This window comes from Enterobacter sp. 01-M-02-SI-ECC (assembly GCF_047530595.1).
Taxonomy (GTDB): domain Bacteria; phylum Pseudomonadota; class Gammaproteobacteria; order Enterobacterales; family Enterobacteriaceae; genus Enterobacter; species Enterobacter cloacae_M.
Window position 1 is genome coordinate 22,373 of sequence record NZ_JBLKCZ010000029.1, and the last position, 15,094, is coordinate 37,466.

22 protein-coding genes are annotated in these 15,094 nt (G+C 52.9%); 2 read left to right on the plus strand and 20 right to left on the minus strand.

The window, feature by feature from the left end; all coding sequences use genetic code 11:
* Positions 1–74: 74 nt before the first annotated feature.
* The 17 genes from ACMWLG_RS22695 to ACMWLG_RS22775 all read right to left on the minus strand — a co-directional run bounded on the left by ACMWLG_RS22695 (position 75) and on the right by ACMWLG_RS22775 (position 11,390).
* Complete coding sequence (locus ACMWLG_RS22695) at positions 75–1,085, minus strand: hypothetical protein (protein ID WP_045261217.1); 1,011 nt, start codon at positions 1,083–1,085, stop codon at positions 75–77.
* Positions 1,076–1,354, minus strand: a complete 279-nt coding sequence (locus ACMWLG_RS22700) for a hypothetical protein (RefSeq protein ID WP_045261218.1) — start codon at positions 1,352–1,354, stop codon at positions 1,076–1,078. Before ACMWLG_RS22700 ends, ACMWLG_RS22695 begins: the two co-directional genes overlap by 10 nt.
* On the minus strand, positions 1,345–1,737 hold the full coding sequence (locus tag ACMWLG_RS22705) for a hypothetical protein (RefSeq protein ID WP_045261219.1): 393 nt from the start codon (positions 1,735–1,737) through the stop codon (positions 1,345–1,347). Before ACMWLG_RS22705 ends, ACMWLG_RS22700 begins: the two co-directional genes overlap by 10 nt.
* The gene (traW, locus tag ACMWLG_RS22710) at positions 1,734–2,369 is read right to left on the minus strand and encodes a type-F conjugative transfer system protein TraW (protein WP_045261220.1); all 636 of its coding nucleotides are present in this window, start codon (positions 2,367–2,369) and stop codon (positions 1,734–1,736) included. The genes ACMWLG_RS22705 and traW overlap by 4 nt, the downstream gene beginning before the upstream one ends.
* Positions 2,366–2,779, minus strand: coding sequence for a type-F conjugative transfer system protein TrbI (gene trbI, locus ACMWLG_RS22715; protein ID WP_045261221.1), 414 nt, complete (start codon positions 2,777–2,779; stop codon positions 2,366–2,368). The genes traW and trbI overlap by 4 nt, the downstream gene beginning before the upstream one ends.
* Positions 2,776–5,385: a type IV secretion system protein TraC gene (traC, locus tag ACMWLG_RS22720; protein WP_045261222.1), complete on the minus strand. Its 2,610-nt coding sequence runs from the start codon at positions 5,383–5,385 to the stop codon at positions 2,776–2,778. The genes trbI and traC overlap by 4 nt, the downstream gene beginning before the upstream one ends.
* Entirely contained in the window at positions 5,382–5,636 is a 255-nt protein-coding gene (locus tag ACMWLG_RS22725; RefSeq protein ID WP_045261223.1) for a hypothetical protein, read from the minus strand. Before ACMWLG_RS22725 ends, traC begins: the two co-directional genes overlap by 4 nt.
* Positions 5,633–6,187: a type IV conjugative transfer system lipoprotein TraV gene (gene traV / locus ACMWLG_RS22730; protein WP_023338032.1), complete on the minus strand. Its 555-nt coding sequence runs from the start codon at positions 6,185–6,187 to the stop codon at positions 5,633–5,635. Before traV ends, ACMWLG_RS22725 begins: the two co-directional genes overlap by 4 nt.
* 58 nt (positions 6,188–6,245) lie before the next feature.
* Complete coding sequence (locus tag ACMWLG_RS22735; protein ID WP_045261224.1) at positions 6,246–6,641, minus strand: hypothetical protein; 396 nt, start codon at positions 6,639–6,641, stop codon at positions 6,246–6,248.
* Between the two features lie 163 nt (positions 6,642–6,804).
* Positions 6,805–7,272 carry a hypothetical protein gene (locus ACMWLG_RS22740; protein ID WP_139136288.1) on the minus strand — a complete coding sequence of 156 codons (468 nt, stop codon included), beginning with the start codon at positions 7,270–7,272 and terminating at the stop codon, positions 6,805–6,807.
* The gene (locus tag ACMWLG_RS22745; RefSeq protein ID WP_045261226.1) at positions 7,265–7,687 is read right to left on the minus strand and encodes a hypothetical protein; all 423 of its coding nucleotides are present in this window, start codon (positions 7,685–7,687) and stop codon (positions 7,265–7,267) included. Before ACMWLG_RS22745 ends, ACMWLG_RS22740 begins: the two co-directional genes overlap by 8 nt.
* Complete coding sequence (locus ACMWLG_RS22750; RefSeq protein WP_045261227.1) at positions 7,684–7,977, minus strand: hypothetical protein; 294 nt, start codon at positions 7,975–7,977, stop codon at positions 7,684–7,686. The genes ACMWLG_RS22745 and ACMWLG_RS22750 overlap by 4 nt, the downstream gene beginning before the upstream one ends.
* A 13-nt stretch (positions 7,978–7,990) precedes the next feature.
* Positions 7,991–9,394 (minus strand): F-type conjugal transfer pilus assembly protein TraB, encoded by a 1,404-nt coding sequence (gene traB, locus ACMWLG_RS22755; RefSeq protein ID WP_045261228.1) that lies wholly within the window; start codon positions 9,392–9,394, stop codon positions 7,991–7,993.
* Positions 9,391–10,131 (minus strand): type-F conjugative transfer system secretin TraK, encoded by a 741-nt coding sequence (gene traK, locus ACMWLG_RS22760; protein WP_045261229.1) that lies wholly within the window; start codon positions 10,129–10,131, stop codon positions 9,391–9,393. Before traK ends, traB begins: the two co-directional genes overlap by 4 nt.
* Before the next feature lie 11 nt (positions 10,132–10,142).
* The gene (locus ACMWLG_RS22765) at positions 10,143–10,724 is read right to left on the minus strand and encodes a TraE/TraK family type IV conjugative transfer system protein (RefSeq protein WP_033488175.1); all 582 of its coding nucleotides are present in this window, start codon (positions 10,722–10,724) and stop codon (positions 10,143–10,145) included.
* A 6-nt stretch (positions 10,725–10,730) separates the two neighbouring features.
* Complete coding sequence (traL, locus tag ACMWLG_RS22770; protein WP_023338040.1) at positions 10,731–11,033, minus strand: type IV conjugative transfer system protein TraL; 303 nt, start codon at positions 11,031–11,033, stop codon at positions 10,731–10,733.
* 3 nt (positions 11,034–11,036) lie between these two features.
* A complete protein-coding gene (locus ACMWLG_RS22775; RefSeq protein WP_032645467.1) occupies positions 11,037–11,390 on the minus strand; it encodes a type IV conjugative transfer system pilin TraA in 354 nt (117 codons plus the stop codon).
* Between the two features lie 196 nt (positions 11,391–11,586).
* Here ACMWLG_RS22775 and ACMWLG_RS22780 point away from each other — a divergent pair, with 196 nt between their 5' ends.
* On the plus strand, positions 11,587–12,228 hold the full coding sequence (locus tag ACMWLG_RS22780; protein WP_045261230.1) for an Arc family DNA-binding protein: 642 nt from the start codon (positions 11,587–11,589) through the stop codon (positions 12,226–12,228).
* Between the two features lie 38 nt (positions 12,229–12,266).
* Here ACMWLG_RS22780 and ACMWLG_RS22785 read toward each other — a convergent pair whose 3' ends face one another.
* A complete protein-coding gene (locus tag ACMWLG_RS22785) occupies positions 12,267–12,653 on the minus strand; it encodes a relaxosome protein TraM (RefSeq protein ID WP_032663732.1) in 387 nt (128 codons plus the stop codon).
* Between the two features lie 644 nt (positions 12,654–13,297).
* Between ACMWLG_RS22785 and ACMWLG_RS22790 the strand changes: the two genes are divergently transcribed.
* A complete protein-coding gene (locus ACMWLG_RS22790; RefSeq protein ID WP_047028009.1) occupies positions 13,298–13,837 on the plus strand; it encodes a lytic transglycosylase domain-containing protein in 540 nt (179 codons plus the stop codon).
* Between the two features lie 28 nt (positions 13,838–13,865).
* Here ACMWLG_RS22790 and ACMWLG_RS22795 read toward each other — a convergent pair whose 3' ends face one another.
* Positions 13,866–14,687 (minus strand): DUF932 domain-containing protein, encoded by an 822-nt coding sequence (locus ACMWLG_RS22795; protein WP_032663726.1) that lies wholly within the window; start codon positions 14,685–14,687, stop codon positions 13,866–13,868.
* 16 nt (positions 14,688–14,703) lie between these two features.
* Positions 14,704–15,094: hypothetical protein (locus ACMWLG_RS22800; protein WP_414763036.1), on the minus strand; the 391-nt coding region annotated here is incomplete at its 5' end.

Below are 15,094 nucleotides of genomic sequence, written 5' to 3' on the forward strand. Positions count from 1 at the left end.
CCGGGATGACATTCAGGCTGAGGCGGAGCGCAACGCAGTGAGCACCGAACATCCTGAAGGGCAGCGCGGTTGAATCAGGGCGTCTTATTTGCAGGCGTCACGGCGAAAGCATAGCCACTGTCATCTTCGTAACATGCTCCGCTGGATTCCCCCTGTTCTATCCTGCGACCAGCTTCCTTAATAAAGAAGGCAAGTGCAGTCGGGGTATAAAACCTTCCTGCCTGCGCCCGGATAATGAAATGCCGGAATTCTGACATCCCCACCGGCGGGAATGGTCCTTCGGTGATATCGTCAGGAACATCATCTCCAGACGGCGAATTGAACCAGCCTGGCGCCACTTTCACCTGCCGCTGATCAGCCCCAAAAAACAGTTCACTGTTAATTACCCTCCCTGCAATACGTTCAGGATCTTCAGGAAATGAAGGCTGTTTTTTCACTTTTTCAGCCACATCGTTGATGATTCTCACAACATCACGCGTCAGGACAGACTGTTTTGCACTGACTGTTATGGTGACCTGTTTTAACGGAAAGTTCGTCGGGACGAATTCCGGTACCGGTTTTGTGATGTACCACCCTTCCCGCTCACTGCCCCGGATAAGCAAGCTGAGCCATGAGCCGGCGTACCCGTCGTTTACTGCCGCATCTTCGCTGTCCTGCATCGCCTGCTCAGTTACTCTCGGCGCTGTATAACACTGGCGCGCCCGGATAATCCGGCGGCTGATTTTTTGCCGATCTGCCTCTGGCATCGTCACGCGCAGTGATTCTTCACGCGTCAGTTCGTAGCCCGCGTCAGTCAATGCATTTTCCAGTTCGGCCAGCATCACCTGGTAGCATTCCCGGTTAGCAAAGGCGTGAACCGCATCGGCATGTCGGGCACTGCCAAATTGCACCAGAGGAGCGGGTATTCCCGGTCTGCTCTCCCGTGCACGACGTTCACGGCGTGCATCTGCAAGATGCTGAACAACAAGCCAGCCAGCGAGCAGCGCAACGACGACCAGAATACCGGTCATACCCTCAGTATCGCGCAAACAGGTGAGCATCCCCTGCAGCCCCTGAGGGCCGGTGAAGCAGCTGATTAACGCCATGCGTTCATCTCCTCCATTCTGTTGCGGATAAGCCTGACGAGGTACAGGGGAAACGCCTCATCACGTTCGTCCGGCGCGATCGGCTGACGCTGGTTCTCCGCGCACCACTGATGCCAGGCGCCGGCGATCAGCGCCGGTTGCCATGATGCGATTTCAGGGTACAGCTGACAGAGTTGATTCACGGTTTCGTCGCAGCCTTTGGTATCAGCATTGCGGCCAGTCATGGGCTGAGATGCAGATGGCACAGAGTTATTGTGTATCAGTGACATTCGGCGTTCTCCTGCCCTTCACCTGCAAACAACCTGTCGAGACGCCCGGAAAGTGACAGCGTCGGGCCCTTTTTACGTTTCGCACTGTCCTCGGCCCGCATGTTCTCCAGTAAGAGGTGAATGATGTAGTCCGGAAATCGTTCATCACGTTTTGACGGTTCCCGGCTGTCCTGCTGGTTCTGTTCACACCAGTGAAGCCAGGCTTTGGTCACCAGAACCGGGTGCCAGGAGTCAATTTCGGGGTACAGCGTCTTCAGCCGTTCTGCTGTTCCCATGCGCGGCGTTATCTCAGCGGGTTTACGCGGTTTTCTGGCGTAACGCCGATGGGACGGGACCGCCTGACGCATTTCGGGAAACAGGTCCCCTAACGTTGTTGCACTCATTTTTTCGCTCCTGATACCGGAATTTCTTCCACTTTCATCACGCGGCCGTCGCGGGATATCCGCGCAGGAATGTGTTCAAAACCAAATTTACGGGTCAGTACGCCGGACTGGTCGAAGTAGATACGTTCATTCAGCGCATCACTGGTTTCTTTGATGTTGCCTTTCACCAGGATGACCTTCACGCCGGTCTGGCCGGCGAGCTGCTGTCGGGTCCAGTTCACCTGCTCCTTATCATCGCCGTCGATAAAAAAGAGCACCTGGCTGAAGGGCACCTTATCCAGAGGATTAACCGTATCGCCCTTGCGGGCGATCACGTTGCCCTGCATGTCTGTGATCGTTTCCTTCACGGTAAATGTCGGGTCCCAGGCAAAGCTGCGGTATTCCTTCGCGTTCGAGAGCCCTTCCACCGGCGTCGGACGTACCGCATGCTCCTTCACCCTTTCTGTTGCCTCTTTGCGCAGACGGTCAAGTTCACCCGTCTGTTCCATCCCCTTCAGGCGATTCTGGATAAACGCCAGCATGTCCTGCTCTGCAGGCTCGAAGACGTTGCCCCAGGTACCGAGATCTTTCGCCCCGCTGCCGGCGGAGAGCATCAGCAGCATCATAGCCGTCAGCTGCAGTCGTTTTCTCACTGGCCCCCCTGAATGCGTCGGGCAATATCAGCACGAATCTCATTCGTGATATCGCGCTGCGGGCTCATCACCGCCGGCTTCACCAGAACGATGGCGTTGTGTGAGGACTGCCACGCATCCAGGCTGCCGGTCAGCGCCGCGTTGAATTGCTGGGTCATCGCTTTAGCCCGATTTTCATCGAGCTGTAACTGAGCGGACTGCTGCATGAAAAGGTCCACAGTCCCCTTCATGTCGAAGACCACCACCTCAGGGGTGACGGCTTTCGCCGTCACGTATGCCACGCCCGTCATGATCAGAAGTCCCGCCAGCCCCAGCATGCTGGCCTTAACCCAGCGGGATGTCTTGCTGGCGATCGTTACACCGTCGCGGACGGTGTCGCCGTCATACGGCTTATTCTGTTGCTCACTCATGCTGCTTTCACCCACTCTTCAAGTTCACGAAGTTCACTGCCGTATTTTTTCTCCGCCAGCAGATACGCCGCTTCCTCCGCTGTCGCCCCCGCTTCTTTCTGCGCTTTCTGCATGAAAGCAAAGTCCTCGCCGCGCGAGCTGAACATGGCACGCGTCACGGGGTCGACGAACAGGCGATGGAAGGAGCTGTATTCACCGGCGTTTATCAGCAGGGAGCTGTAGCCGGTCTGCAGGGCGGGCTGGAAGCCACGGATAACTTCTTTTTCCATGTCCGAGAACTGATCCGGGTTATCGGCAAGGTACTGTTTAAACGCCTTCGCATCCTGCAAGAGGGTGATTTTGGTGGAGCTGTTGTTCCAGGCGGCTTCCGCTTCCTTACTGGCGCTGAAGTCCTTGATGCCCTGGGTGATAGTGATAAACGCCCCACGGTGACGACGCACGGTGCGGTAGCCGGTTTCGATAAACCTTGCCGCGTGCGGGTTGGAGCCACCCAGCAGACGCCAGGCCTCGTCGATGATGCAGACTTTTTTGAGGTCACGCGGGCTGTGGTACATCTTTTCCTGAATCGCAAGAATGAGCGAAAACAGGATGGACGAGAGCAGCTTCGGCTTGTCTTCCAGGCTCAGCAGCTCCAGCACCGCGAAGCGGGTTTCCCCATCGAGCGTCGGAGCATCGGCGTTGAAGTATTCTCCGTCAGGCCCCCAGGTGCAGTAGGTATCGAGCAGCATGGCCAGCTCAGCGAGACGCGCGATGATGGTCGGCTTGTCTGCGAACGCCTGATTCACATCCTCATTGGTCAGGTAATTATGAACGTCGTCGATACGGGCTTTGTTTGCCTTCTTCTCCCACGCATCCATTACCGCTTTCTGCAGGATCGCCTCGCAGACGCCATCCAGCGGTTGCGTCGGGCTGGCAAGCACCGTCAGCAGGCGCACAATCCCTTCCGCAGAATGATTAATGTCCTTAACGTTGGCGAACGGGTTAAAGCGCAGTTTAGAACCATCGAGATAAACCCCGCCGGCCTGGTGACAGTAGTTCTTGTAGCTGTCCCCCATGTCGATAACCCACGCGTACCCCCCGGCATTCAGTACATCGCGAAGGATGCCCTGCGTCAGGAAGGATTTACCTGCCCCGGACGTGCCGGTGACGGCGATGTTAAAGTTGGTACTGCCGTTCTCCTCACCAAACATGTCGTAGAACGCCACCTGGTTGCGGTAGGTTGGCAGTGGCATACCCACATTGGACAGCTGGCGTTCAGCGACGACCGGCATCAGGCTCACCGCATTCCATGACTTGGAGCGTAGCGTTGCCCCGGTCATCTTCAGGTCTTCCCACATCCCTTCCTGCATGACGAACGGGAAGCTGGCCAGCCAGTTACGCATCTGCTGGTACTGTATCGTCACCATTTCCAGCTCGTTCTTACGGAACACGTTGACGGCGGCCAGTTCACACTTCTGTGCCTCGGTATTGTTATCCGGGGCGAACAGGGTCAGGTTGAAGTAGGTATTGCAGAGCGCGATTTCATTGCTGTGCAGCTGCTCCCGGGTGCGCCGCCATTCCTCTGCAGCCTTTTTGGTGTTGGGGAACAGTGCAGCGTAGGCTGAGTTGGCTTTTTTCGAGAGGTCCTGGTCTTTACGGAAAGCCTCGCTCTGGCTTTTGGTCTGTTCTTCCAGCGCCGTCGTCCAGGTCAACATAAAGGGACAGGGTATCCCGAGATCGGGAAAGCGCAGGTTTTGCAGATTGTCAGCCCCCTGCCAGAGCGCGAATCGACGCGGGTTTTTAGCAAGCTGCATGTTGATGATGCGGCATGACGATGCCGGAAGACGTGTCCCGCGCGCGTCTATGGTCTCCGGCAGCTCCATCCGGATATGCGATGGATGCACCTTCAGGTCAATCCCGGGATCAACCACCTGGCGGTTAAGCTTCTCATCCTCGTTGTAGTCCCCGGAGGACGTCAGCACCTGTTCCTGACGGTAGTTCATCTGCTCGCGTACCGCAGACAGGAAAGCGTGCACATCGGTATTCATGCTGTCGATGCGAGCAGCGCCCAGGGAGACGCGGATGGTGTTACGTATCTGAATCAGGTCATCCATCACCCGCTGAACCTGGGAAGCGCGCTTAATGGGCTGACCGTAGACAATAAAGATACGGTAGTTACGCAGGTAGAGCGGGTATTCCCGTTCGTTGGCCAGGCCGTGCAGCGCGGAACGCTGCCAGAATGCGCGGGTAATTTTATTGAGGTGTTCGGCCATCCCCCCTTTCCACATGTCGTTACTCACGCCGCGATCGATACGTTCCCCGACACACTTGCTGGCCAGCATAATGACGGTCACAGGGGTCTGGCGGGGCAGCTTCTTACGCAGCATGTCATCGAGCGCGGCCATCACCTGCTCGTTCGCGCCGGGAAGCGGCGCGGCTTCCATAATGAAGCCCGCAGAGCCGGCATTGACGAAAATTTCATTTTTGTCGTCGTAATACCGGTAAGGCAGCGCAGCAACCAGGGACGGATAGTCCCAGGTCTGGGAAAGGTTGTTGCGGGCCGTTGCTGCTCCGTCTTCCTCTTTCCCGTTTTTCAGCATATCCATCAGGCTGTCGACAAAACTCATTTTCGGCCCTCCGCAGCGGCCCGGATTAACTCCAGGCGACGCAGCTTCTCTTCGTTCATCTGGCCGGTGTGCGGTGCATCACCGGCCGTTTTAATCGGCCAGTCACAGCTCACGCTCAGAACGGCCAGCGTTTCATCGTCGGTATCGACTGACTGTGTGGCGGTGATTTGCGTCGTTCCTTTCCGTGAATGGGCTAACGATTTCGCCAGATGATCGACGCCGTTCCTGCCGGAAATGTAGTGGCTGCTCATTCCCCTCCCTCCCCGATGACGCGGTAGCTCTCATCCCAGTGGGATTTGTTTTTCACGAACTCGACCACAGCTGGCTGATGAAAGTTGTCGTCCGTGTCCACCCAGGGTGCAATCCACAGGCGCTGCGTGGCGTCAGGAATACGCTGAACCGGAACGCGGCCAGCAGTGTTAACCGGCGCAGGGGTCGCATTACTGGATGTGGCCAGCGGCGTGACCAGCGAGCCAGCCGATTTCACCGGCGCAGTGGCCAGAGGGCGCGATGCGGCAGGCTTAACGACGGTGGTTCCGGTTGCTGCGGCGGAGACAGGGCGGAAGGGATTCACGACCGGTGCTGAATTGCGCAGTGCCGGCAGGGTTTCACCCGCAGGCTTTTTTGCGGTTTTCTCTGCCGTCAGGTCATCCAGACTTTTACCCTGAGCGGCCAGCTTGTTAGCTTCACCGGTGGTCAGGCACTGGTCGGTCGCGGTCTTGTTGCAGTCGAAATCAGAATTGAGACCGGCGCAGCCGGTCAGCGCGCTGCACAGCAGTGCAGCACCCAGTAGATTTTTCATGGGGTAACTCCGGTTTTAATTTAAGGGGTATTCAGGGAGGGGTAATACTCAATTTCGATTATTTGCAGTTGCACTGAATCACAGTGAAAACCAGTTGCACAACAAGGCTGCCAAACACGCCGGCATAAAACATATCCAGCGTCAGGAAGTTCAGGTCCATCTGGATAAAGCCATAAATACTCGCCACTATCAGCATTCCGCCCCACGGAACGACTGAACCATACATAAAGTACCAGTCATCGCGTTTGTTAAAGGCAGTGCCACTAAAGTATACGAGGAACACGCTTAAGAGCAGGGACACTCGCCAGGAGACCCAGCCCATATCACCCACGCCTTTAAGATTGAGCACTGCCCACACTGTCAGCTCGATAGTGAATACCAGTGCAGGAATGAGGATAAAGCGATAGTCATGCAGGGTTTTGAGTAATGGATAGCGTGCCATGTTGGCAGACATAAACACTCCAGTGAAATGAATTACAGGAAGACGTTGATGACATGAGCAAGTGCGCCTATGGTCACCAGGGTGAGTAACACAGTGAGCCCTCCTGTATGGTTGTAAACAGAAACACCGGTCGCTCCGGCAGTTATTACCAGTAGTGAAATGGCTCTGGTACGCTTCATTTCTCTCCAATTTTCTCGTTACCGTCAGTGACTTTATGGAGGAACTTCAGGTCAGGTTTCTTTTCTGGCCAGACGGACCTGGCTTCCTCACGATGCCAGTTGCTGACAATTCTGGCCGTCAGCCCTTCTGTTTTAGCCTGGTGCTTCAGGTGTTCCCAGGCAGAAAGGTTCAGGGGTTCATAATCAGAAAGTAACCTGTCGAATACCTCCTCCCAGCTTTCGTTGTAACGCGGGATAATTCGCTTAAATATCTCCTGACTCAGAAAAAACCAGGCAATGAGGAAACACAGTGCAAACAATGACGGGCGGAACACTGAAACCGTAGCTACCAGTACAACGATGAAGGTTGCAAGCCAAAGGAAAATGTACTTATTTCCTTGCGGAGTGGGCCGGCCAGCCTCCCATTCAGCAATATGCATCCGCATTTTCCTGAGCAGTGAGTTATTACGCTCTTCATCACGCATTACGGCTTCCCCCACGAAGAGCAGCATCAGAAATGGCGCTGAACTCCGCGTCCAGCCACTGTCTGAGTTCTTCCCGTGTCAGCTTATCCTTGTGAAAAACAGAAACGGCCAGGGTGCGCATGGCATCAATATCAAGCGGCTCATATGCCCGAATTTTCCGCTGTATTTTTTCTTCCCATGTTTCACATGCCTGTAGCAATGCGGCGAGAAGAAAAGCCATTCCAACAGCAATGGAAGCCACGGTAAGCCTCTGATTGCCTGTCCAGAAGCTAAAAATCAGCCCCCCTGTAGCGGTTAATACCCCTACCAAAAATATCCAGTGGGGTTTTGTGTTTTTCCGTGCAGACCAGTCTTTCCAGTCCCGTTCAATACCCCTCAGAAAATTGATACGGTCATCTATGCGTGCTCCCTTCATTTGCACTCCCTTTTGTCATCGTCGGTCGGCCCCGGGAGGGGTTCGGCGGTGTCATCTGGCCAGACGGGTGGTCGTATTCGAATCAAGATGGTGGCAAAAAGTAATGCGCCAAGGATGCGGAATGCATATTCCTCCCGAACTCCTTTGATAATGAGCGCAATAAAGCACACCCACCCGAGGACCCAGCAAATCGAATACAGCCAGTTAACGGTCATCCTTAACCGACGGTTCACATCATTTGCTTTGCGGTCTGGCTTGCCTCTCTGCGATGTTTTTTTACGTGCAAACATCTTCATTCCCTCATCAGTTTATGGTGTCACCGAGGCGCAACTGGCTGGCCTGGCGGAGAACGTCATCCGGGTTGATGTTGCCGACTGAAGTGGTACTGGATGCGGTGGTCTGGCTCGCCGGCTGCGGGGTTACAGCATTCTGCGCGGCGTTACCGGCTTTCTGCAGTTCCTCTTTCGCTTTCGCGTCCTCGGCGTCCTCGATGGTTTCAAGGCGGAAACCCTTCTGGAACACGACGGTGACCTGGTTGCCGGCACCGATATCAATCACCGGGTGATACTGCTCGGCGCGCTTAATCCAGTACTGGCTCAGCGTGTCGGCTGCCTTACTGGCTCCTCCGCCTATACCCTGCTTAAACACGTCGCCGGCACCGACATCCGCTGTGGCGCCGAGGCCGACAGATGGTGTTGCTGCAGATTTGATGCCTTCGCCAAAGCCTGACAGCAGGCCTGCTGCGCCGGCGTAGCCGACAATCATGCCGTTTCGCATAACGGGCTTGCCGCGAATGCCGCCTTTACCCTGGAAGCTGACATGCCCCTGAAACTCCATGTCCACGTGCTTGCCGTTTTTCAGGATGCAGCTGATGGACTGGGTACGGACGTTTCCGCGCTCGCTTGAGATATCGCCCCACATCTCCCCCACAATAAAGCAGCCGTCAGCGTTGAACTCCTTGTTGTTGGGCATCTGAATGTTGCCCTGCAGGCGGATGGTAACAGGGCTGGTATTCTGCTGACCGGTGACGCTGGCGTTCGCGTCGGCCCCCTCAATCAGGACGGCGTCAGAGAATGAGCCAGACGGAATCCAGGGGAGTTTGGTTGGCTTTTTCTTCAGGCTGTCGTAGCTGAATTTTGTTGTCGACAGACCACCTGTCATGCGCTGGCCGGAGCCGCCCGGGTAAAACGCTGCGCCCTGCCCCATATTCACACCAGTGGCGGCCGGTGCACCTGTGGGGGTCACATTGTATTCGGGTGGTCGGGCCTGGCCGGCAGCAACCGGACCGGGGAGTGGTGTTCCGTTCTGACCTGCAGGTGGTGTCTGCTGTCCAGCGGTCTGGTTGCTGCCGGGGGCTTTCGTAAGCTGGTCGTTCAGGCGCTGAATTTCAGCGTCCTTTTCGGCCAGCTTTTGCTCGGTGGTGAGCTTGTTCTGCGCGAACTGCTGAGCAAGCGTGGCAAGGTTTTGCTCAAGAGCAGAGGTCTTTGCCTGCTGCTGCGTCAGTGCGGCATCGTTGACCTGCTCGTTAAACGTCGCGGTCACAACGCCGGTCAGGTTTGGTGTTGCAGCCGGTGCGGGTTGCTTTTGTTTTTGCTGGTATTGCCCGTACCACATTACGCCGCCTGCAGCAGTTGCGCCGCCAATGATGACGGCGGCCAGGATGGCCAGCTGCTTGCGGCGGGTTTTCAGGTTTTCATTCAGGTTCATGGGCGGGTGACTCCGTCATCTGAAAACACAATCCAGGCATACCCCTCACCGCCGGCGTAGAGCTGATTCTGTGACAGCATTACGGCCCGGACGCCCTTGCGCCAGAAATCGCGCTCGCGGAGGCTGCGGGTGATGCTGCCCGGGTTGCTCATCCGGAATCGCACCACGCGAAGGTGGTTGCCCACAAACTGGCGTTCAGGTGTCAGGCGTACATCACTGGCGGGTGAGTAAGCCGGCATCCGGCTGACCGGGTATTCCTGGTAGTCGTCCGGCACCTGGCCGTTGACTACGGCGCGGGACAGCGCAACCAGCGTTTTTTCATAGGTCTGCCCTTCTTCCCATGCCTTCGCATCGTCATTCTTGCGAAGTGGTGGTGACATCGGGGTGAAGCGCAGTGTTTTGCCGTTACCCGGCTGCGGCCTGACGTTCAGGCTCAGCGATGAGCCGTGGTCAGTCTGGATAAACAGGGTGAAGTTCTGGCCGACAAGCGGAGACAGAATGAGCGCTCCGTCTTCGGTCTGGCTCTGGTCATACGCACCGGTTGGTCCGCTGATGCTGGTAATGAGTTCTCCGTCTACAACAACCTTGCTCGGGTTGGTGTTGCTGAGGGTGACGTTAAAGGCGGCGTCGTTCTCAAACGGAATGGCTGCGGGTGCGGAAGCGGCCCGAAGGCCGCTAGTAAATAATCCCGCTGCCAGAAACACAGCAGCAGCTGCCGGTGAAATGCGAAATTTCATGGGCAGTCCTGTCAGTTAGTGGGAGATACCGGCTTAAGTTCTTCAAAGCTGTGGAGGTTAATCACACCATTGTCATAACTCAGTTTTAGCCGGTAGGTTTTTTCCTGGTCTTTCAGTGGCGTGATGATTGCGCCATTTGTGGTGGAGGATTTCAGAACCCCGCTGTACTGCACGGAGCCATCGTCCATGACGCGAATTTCTTTCGTGTCGAACTGGGTGGTGATGCCTGCTTTCTGAATGCGCTCAGTTTCTATGTCCAGGGCTTTCTTGAGTACGTCCCGTTCGGCGGAGGGGACGAATCCAAGAATCATTTTCTGGTTATGTTCGATGTTTTCCGGAGTAACGTTCAGTCGCCAGTAAATAAAGGAAGCGGCGAACTGTGTCAGGCCGGTGGCATCAACACTTTTAGAATCTGATGCAAAGGGGCGGTTAAACGTTAATGGCGTGGTGATGGTTTTCTGGGTTGTGGCGAAATACCACGCCAGTGACCCTGTCAGTACATTCCCTGCGCCCATGAGTAAGGTTAAAGCTGAAAGACCAATAAACGCATAGCGGAGTTGTTTATCGCGCTCTCCTTTAATATTCAGTTTCATGAAAAACTATGCCCTCCAGTGCCGGAAACTTGAATCAGGTATCTGGCGAAAGGTTACTTTGAATAAAAGTGATGGCAGGTGCCAGTAACAGAAATTAAGTAACCAGTATGACCCCTGCCCTTTTTTCAGATATCTGACGATAAACCAGAGGATTCCCGCGATTACACCAAGTTCGAGTGACAGATTGTTAAGCACCCCCAAAACTAAAAGGGGTGCAGTAACAATCAATTCGTCAATCGGCAAGCCTAAATAGCGGTCCTGCTGGTTCATTGTTTCCGGGAAGTTATATTTATCTCCTTCCCCATTCATCATTTAGCTCGCGATGCCGAAGGCGACACGGGTAAAGATGATTGCCATAACGATACCGACGAACACCAGTGGTGAGCGGGCCTTAATGTAAATAAACAGGCCCATGATGATTTCGGCGATGTAGAACCATTTAACCAGTGATGAGCCAGAACCGAAGGTGGAATTAACCGTGGTGTTCTGTGAGGAAAGAAGGTCAGTACCAGATGCGAATGCCGGGTGAGTGACCATAAGTGCAATTAAAAAAGCACCTGCTGACTTTAAGTAAAATTTAGCTTTGCGATTTTCGCGAGCTTTGCGGAATAAAGACGCTACCGCCCATCCCTTACCGACGTTAAGGGCACTGCCTTTGGTTAACATGTTTGTTTTCTCCGAAGTAAACAAAAGTGAATCGCGTAAGTGCTTGTTTACGCGGGCGCAATTGTCCCATGACCCTAAAAAAAAAAAACTGTGACGCATGTCACACTTTTTAGAATCATTCGGATTTATCTGAATATGTAAGTGAGTAGGCTTTGTTGACCAGAAAGTTCGGAAATGGCCTCCGGGATCTATAGCTATGAAAGTAAAAGAGAAAATGTGGGATGGTCGCGGCCGTCCACGCAAGTTCCAGCCAGGTGAAGCGGTGGAGTGGCGATTGCGTGCTCCGGATAATCTGCTTATGGAGCTGAGAATATGTGCCAGAGCTGGCAACAGAAGTGTGAATGAAGAAATTATTGCCAGGCTTTTGTTGTCGCTGAATTATCAGCCCGGCAAGCCTGTCATTAAAACTGCGGAGGGTGAACGGCTCATCGCTCTGGCGGTGAGATTTGAGGAGTGGCTAGGGCAATTACTTGATAGTGAATCCGTTGATGTCGTGAGTGAAGTAAAAACTCCGCCAAAACAGGAGCAATTATGGATGTGGCGTGAGGGTGAAAGGGTTTTGCTTCCAGGAAAAACAACCGGATATAGCATGCGTATTCCTGAGAATCTTGCGGATGAAATAAGAGCAATGGCGAAGGTGCATAACCGTAGTCTGAATGATGAAATGCTTACCCGTCTGATGAATACTCTGGGTTATTTTACGGAAAGGTTGCTTGAACAGAACGAGGATGCGCAGGCGCTTAAAATTCTCTGTATGGAATTCGAGGTGTTTCTGAAGGAAAAAATAAGGGAGGTAGAAAAAAGTGACCTCCCATGGGATGAAAAGCCGTCTCAGTGATCGATTCTGGCCGGAGCTTTCCGGCCAGTTGTGCTGATTTACTCTGTGAGGAAATGGTCCTTTTCAGCTTTATCTTCTGCATCATTAATTGCACTAATGTTCGTGTTTATAAGTTCTTCAAGTTTCAGTCCGGAGTCTGGTCCTTTGAGCATTACGAAGATATCGGAAATCAGGGCGGTTAGAATCATAATGCCTTCACGTGACCCTGATACTTTTTTAATGAGGTCCCGCCTGAAACCTTCAAGGTCGAAAGAGTTGCCTTCTTCTTTCGATTTATACACCATGAGTCCCAGTCTGACTAGTTCGTTCACAATGGACGAATAATTCATATCTGAGGTTGTGGCGCCCTTCTGAAGTTCTATTTCCAGAATATCCTGTATCTCACGGTCGATTTTATCTTTGAAGTAGATGTTTTTTCTTGGCATGGTATTTTCTCGTGAATTTCATGCAGTGCCTAATGCGGCACTGCAATTGAGTTCTGTGGTGACCATATGTGTTTAGCTCCTGTGGCAAGCTATTGAATTTCTGTATGAATACCTTGCCTGGGTGTGTGCTAATCCAGCACCGTGGAGTGTGCTAATCCGGCACTATTATGTGTGTTAATCCGGCACCATCAAGTGTGCTGATTAGGCACTGCTTCGTTTTAAGTTACTCTATTTATTACGTACACACAATCCCCACACTGAGCAGTGCTTGATTGACACACACAGCAGTGCCTAAATAAGCACTGGTGTGTGTGGGGTAAAGGCACTGTAATGTGTGTTAATCAACACACATTAAGAGCATACACTTTAACATCTCGAAAAGTCGGCACATTCAATCAATTGAAATTAAAGGAAATATCTGCAAGACGAAGTCTTGCGTGGGGTGTGATGTTTTAAAGGGTTAGTAAAGAGCGGCATGTTAATACCGCCTACTGCTCTGACATGTTTATTTCGGACAGATGTAAAATCCCATCAGGAAAGCGTTCACGCGCGTTTGTAGTGAATTTACTTGATTACGACGATCCGCCGGGGTATTTTTTAAAGCGCCTCTCCAGGGCCCGTTTATTTCGCTAAAAGGCCAAACCATGAAAATATCGTTACTGCCTGCTGCTTTGCTGACTCTTTCGCTATCTGCTGGCGCAACTCCGCAGATGTGCTTTGATCAGGCCGGGAAAGATTATCAAATTGATCCGCTGCTGCTTATGTCAATTTCGATTAAAGAGAGCCATCTGGTACCGGATGCGATAAATGGATCAAACAGGAATGGAACGGAAGATGTCTGTGGTATGCAGGTGAACAGTTCCCATTATGGTAAACTTAAAAACTTCAATATTACCCGTGAGCGCCTGTTGAATGATCCATGTATCTGCGTCTATACGGGTGCATGGGTACTGGCGCACAACTTCAGGTCATACGGAAAAAACTGGGACAGCGTAGGGATGTATAATACGGGGCCGAGCAAAAAGCTCATTGCGCAGCGCAAGGCCTATGCACAGAATATCAAGAATATATATCGCGTATTACTGGCCAGAAAAAAAATACTTTCTGAGCGTCTCGCGCCAGCTGCGGGTAAGGAGCATGAGATAAACACTGCAGAAACAGCATCGCTTAACAGTGGACAGTAAAAAGCCGCTCTGTTGAGCGGCTTAATTTTCAGGCCTTCAGTTTCGCAAACTCCTCAGCCATTTTCCAGAGCACCTGATTTAATTTGATGTCACCATCTATTCCGGTGACTTCCCGCGTTCTGGTGATCTTCCCTTTTTCCGTTCTGCCACGAATCCCCCCACGGATCACATTTTCCTGCACCACGTTAAACGTGGTCCATAAATCCTGGCCTCTGTCGAGCACACGGCGAGGGTTAATAATTTGCTCCGGTGTAATCGGCGCTGGTTTTCCATCGTACTTAAGTTCCAGGGCGGTCGCACCAAAAAGGCGTTGCTCAGGCAAAGTCAGCTGAATGCTTTTCATGAGGTCTATATTTTCATCAACCGCGTCAAATGTTTTCAGCACCGTGTAAGCGCCTTCGATAACCTGCCCTACAATATCTCCTTTGTGGGGTACGCGGATTTCACCAAAATCTTTCCACGCAACCAACCCATTACTGCAAACCTGACGGAACATACCGGGGATCATTTTATAGCTGCTTGAACCATCATGGCTATTCAGCAGAATAATTTCCGGTACTTCTTTTCCGTTAATCTGGTCATGACGACGCAGGCGAAGCATATGCTTTGTAAAGTCGCGTTTATCCTGGTCACGTGTACGTGACTGCGTTGCATAATACGGCTGAAAACCTTCATCACGTAAACGATCAAGTATGTTTATGGTCGGGATATATGTATAGCGTTCAGAGCGTGAATCGTGTTTATCCGATGAAAACGCGCTCGGAACGATGAGCTGTAATTCCTCATTCGTCAGCGGACGGTCTTTACGGATTGAGGTAGGCATACGATAGCGGCTTGCGAAACTGACCATTTTTATTTACTCCTGATTATTTAGTAAGTGATGAAGGAATAACGCGGTGAAAATTATCCAGCGGCATTGCAGCTGCCACCGGGCGACCATCTGCAACCCAAACTGAGATATAATCCGGGCATTCGTCATTAATTAACGTCAGCTCAGTGGCATTCTCTGGCGGCGTAAAAATTGCCGGTTGTGGCTCCCCTTCCGATGCTGCCAGGACCCAGCAAAACAGATCCATGAACTGGGACATGGTGAGGTTTGAATCACATCTTCCGGTAGATTCTTGAGCGGCGGTTTTGACGTTGACGTTTCGTGTGTGCATCCTGGTTTTCTCCTGTGGTGATGGTTGTCCATCTCCCTGGTGAGTTCTCTCGCGGCAAAGGGCAAAGGAGCAACGGCAGGGCGGCAGGAGAAGGGCG